Annotated in this window: 5 protein-coding genes; all 5 read right to left on the bottom strand. The window is 49.9% G+C overall.

All coding sequences use genetic code 11. The features are described from left to right. Window positions 1-64: 64 nt before the first annotated feature. The gene (locus AC23NW_RS35900; protein ID WP_487455486.1) at window positions 65-403 is read right to left on the bottom strand and encodes a hypothetical protein; all 339 of its coding nucleotides are present in this window, start codon (window positions 401-403) and stop codon (window positions 65-67) included. Continuing rightward, the gene (gene ltrA, locus AC23NW_RS35895) at window positions 400-2,076 is read right to left on the bottom strand and encodes a group II intron reverse transcriptase/maturase (RefSeq protein WP_487455484.1); all 1,677 of its coding nucleotides are present in this window, start codon (window positions 2,074-2,076) and stop codon (window positions 400-402) included. Before ltrA ends, AC23NW_RS35900 begins: the two co-directional genes overlap by 4 nt. A gap of 588 nt (window positions 2,077-2,664) precedes the next feature. Continuing rightward, window positions 2,665-3,024, bottom strand: a complete 360-nt coding sequence (locus AC23NW_RS35890) for a reverse transcriptase/maturase family protein (RefSeq protein ID WP_487455482.1) — start codon at window positions 3,022-3,024, stop codon at window positions 2,665-2,667. Beyond that, window positions 2,906-3,433, bottom strand: a complete 528-nt coding sequence (locus tag AC23NW_RS35885) for a reverse transcriptase N-terminal domain-containing protein (RefSeq protein ID WP_487455480.1) — start codon at window positions 3,431-3,433, stop codon at window positions 2,906-2,908. Before AC23NW_RS35885 ends, AC23NW_RS35890 begins: the two co-directional genes overlap by 119 nt. Next, window positions 3,405-3,596: hypothetical protein (locus tag AC23NW_RS35880; RefSeq protein WP_487455487.1), on the bottom strand; the 192-nt coding region annotated here is incomplete at its 5' end. The genes AC23NW_RS35880 and AC23NW_RS35885, both read right to left, overlap by 29 nt.

The following is a 3,596-nucleotide window of genomic DNA, read 5'->3' as shown; positions in this document are numbered from 1 at the left end:
GGCAGTTTACGACCGACGACGCCCGTGTAAAACTCAAACGTTTATACCCGTCAAACATACCCGGTTAGAACACTAGTGCATCTTCTTGAGTACCACTCACCAAAATGACAAAATCGTCAGCGTAACGAAACGGAAAGTACACCGCCCGACCGGCCTGACGATCCACACTTCGGGACCACATAGCGGCTTTGATACCATCGCACTGGCGACTTTGACGACGCTTTGTTTGGTGGTTAACCCACCGTTCGTAGCGTTCTTCGATCAAACCCAGAGCTACATTGGCCAGCAAAGGGGAAAATAGAGTAGGGACAAGACGCACCTTTATAACTTTCATTATACGTGTTTTCTCATCCCTCTCTCCAAACGAAGCGTGACAGTTTCCCGTCACTTCGCTTTCCATCATTGCAATCGACTGTGATCTCCAAAGCTCGCTGTTTGTGCATGACATCGGCGACAGAGTAATTCCAGATTCTCTTTCTCATCCTTACCACCCTTCCGTTTGGCTTGGCGATGATGAAGATCCAAATCATCTGGACTCCCACACTGGGCACATATCGCTCCGCGCTCGGCTTTTATGCTTTCTTTCAGTTCCCGCCACACACCATGATCTTCCGTATTGCCAAGCCATACGGTGTTTGGTTGTGGGCCTGTATCTACTACCAGCGTAGTGATCCATTCGCCCACTAGATATGGGTTAGCCGGATGCCGTGACCGGTACTTCGTTAGAGTCAGGTCGCTCATTCGATAGAGAAACAGCATTGTCTCTCCATTGCGAATACCCCAGTTGTCACGGGCATCGTTTTGGCGGTGTTTATAGAGGGCAATAATTTGCGTTGGCGTAAGCCTATGTCGCTTTTGCAGCCAGATAAACAGGCGTTGGTTGACCCAAAAGTCCAGGTCTTTTGCTGTTTCTTTGGCATTGCAATGGCGATAGTACATAATCCATCCTCGTAGCACTGCGTTTAGCGCACTGATCTTTAACAATGGGCTATCCCGAAACCACTTTCGGTCAGTCATCTCTTGAATTTTCGTTTTCAGCCGATTAACAGTTTTAGCACCGGGCGTTACGATTACTTTAGCCCGGTCATTAGCTGCTGTGTAGCGTCGAACATGAAAACCCAGAAAGTCAAAGCCGTTATTCACATGAGTAATGTGGGTTTTCTCCACGGACAGTTCCAGTTTAAGTTCCTCTTTTAGGAATGTCTGGATTTCGTCCCGAAGTCGATGGGCTTCTGTTTTGCTGCCATTGGTTAGTAATAGCCAATCATCGGCGTACCGAATGAGCGCACAATTTCCCTGATGTAAGCTTCGACGACGTTCTTTCTCTTTTCGATGGAGGTTTCCATATTTATTCCACCAAAACAAATCGAGTTGGTGCAGGTATATGTTTGCCAGCAAGGGCGAGCAAATTCCGCCTTGAGGTGTGCCTACCTCCGTTGTTTTGAAGAGGCCATTCTCCATCACGCCCGCTTTTAAAAAGTGGTCGATCAGATTAAGAACTCGTTGATCAGCGATCCGTTGTGCCAACAGATTGAGCAATATCGTATGATGGATATTGTCAAAGGCTCCTTTAATATCACCTTCAATGACCCAATAGTACTTGTTGCGATTGTTAATGTAGCTGTCCAGTAGGGCAATGCAGTCCATCGTTCTGCGACCAGGCCGAAAGCCGTTGGAGCAGTTCAGGAAGTCACTTTCCCAGATGGGTTCTAATATCATTTTCAATAGCATTTGCACTATCCGGTCTTTCAGGGTTGGAATACCCAGTGGTCGTTGCTGCCCGTTTGCTTTAGGAATGTGGACGCGCCTGACCGGATACGGTTTGAACTGTTTCTGACGCAGTTCTTCCTGTATCTCTACTATCAGGTCGTTTCGTGCCGTTTCCGACACGAAAGCCTTTTTGGTTAGGCCGTCAATTCCCGCCGTTCGTGCGCCCTGATTCGAGAGCACATGATCGAGGGCATTACGTATCCACTCCTGTCGGCACATCAACCGATACAAATCGTTGAAGCGATGAGCCGGTTGATGCGTTGCCTTTAGAGCGAGACTGCGTTGGGTTTTGATAATGTCGAACATACATCTTAGTTCTTTCTACTTCCCGAACGTTTCTCTTGCAATGACTGTGGTCCTTCGCCTTGTAAGAGGCTTTCCCTCTCGCTGACTACTACGACCACTCTGCCACGTCACGACTTCATCAGTTGCAGCTAACCCAGTCATGTTGACCAATCGTGACGCTTCCTACGTTCACTTAGTGATACGTGGTACGTTTGACGGTAGGTTCCTTCTTTACGCCCGTAGGATACACTCCCAGTATCCCCGACAGTAGCCGATGGTTTATACCCCTATAACCAGAGCAGTATGGTCGCATCAATGACCGTTTCGCCAGTTGAGTGAAAGGCTGGCTACCTACTGTCTCGCACCATCCCTGTCTTTTGGTAGTGCGCTCAAGGTGAGGACGCTTCAAACAAAGGTTTCTTTCGTAACCATAGTCAAACTCAGGCTTGGAACCTTGCGCTGTAACAGGGTGCCAGCGGGTTGTCCCTTGTTCTCCGGGCTTCAGATGATTTCTTGCTCTTTGTCCATCACCTGCCGAATCAGCCTTGGCATTCTGGGGGGAATGCCATCTCCTATCAGAGGTTGTTACCCTCCTTATGAGTATTATCACTAAGCGCTTCGCAGCGCACCAATACCCCCTTGCGGAGTGCCTGCATCGGTTCGCAGAAATTGTTCCTCTGACAGAATGCCTGCTTTCAAAAACTGAACCAGTAACTGGTTAACCCGTCGGTCAGCCGAGTGCTGCCGAATCCGGTCCATCAGTTGGTGATGATCGATGTGATCAAAACAGGCTTGAATATCGCCCTCGATCACCCATTGATAGGGCATCTCATGACGTTTGTTATCCTGTTTATTCACCTTCCGGGGACGCATACTCATACGAATATGCTCTAACGCTCCATGACAGCCTTTCCCCGGCCGAAAGCCGTAGGAGACATGCCAAAAGCGTGCTTCCAGAATGGGTTCCATTACTTGTTTGATGGCACTTTGTACCACCGCATCGGCGGCCCGGCCGATCCGCAATCGTCGGAATGCCCAGTGGACGGAATTTCCCTGGTTTGCTCGGTTTAGGAATTAACTTCCGGCGGCAGGGGCTGGGCTTATATGATCCCGTCCGTAACTGCTGCTGAAGGGTCTCTAAAAATGGGGCTTCGCCAATGCGCTGGCGAATGCTTCCGACGGTCATCCCATCAATTCCTGGTGTGCGTTTGCCCTTATTCCGGGCTACGCGACGCCAGGCTTCTCGTAAGTTACGCAGATCTGTTAACCAGTTCCATAACTCCCGATAGGCTTCGGTGGGATGTTTCTGACTCCATTGATACAATTTTCGTTGCACGCTGAGTACCCAGTCATAATCTGTCTGGTGAGCCAAGTCCATGGCTCGCTTCCGCCCCGGCGGCCCGGTCCGGCTCTGAAGTTGTACCGATTCCCTGTCCGCCTTCGCCATGTAAACGGCTTTCCCGCTCTCGGACTACTACGCGAACTCCGCCCTGAGGGTGACCCTTCCCGAGTCGCTGTCGATAGCCTGTTTTCCTGACAGG

The sequence above is a fragment of the Arsenicibacter sp. R0_47 genome (assembly GCF_057652235.1).
This window is presented reverse-complemented; position numbering and strand designations above follow the sequence as displayed.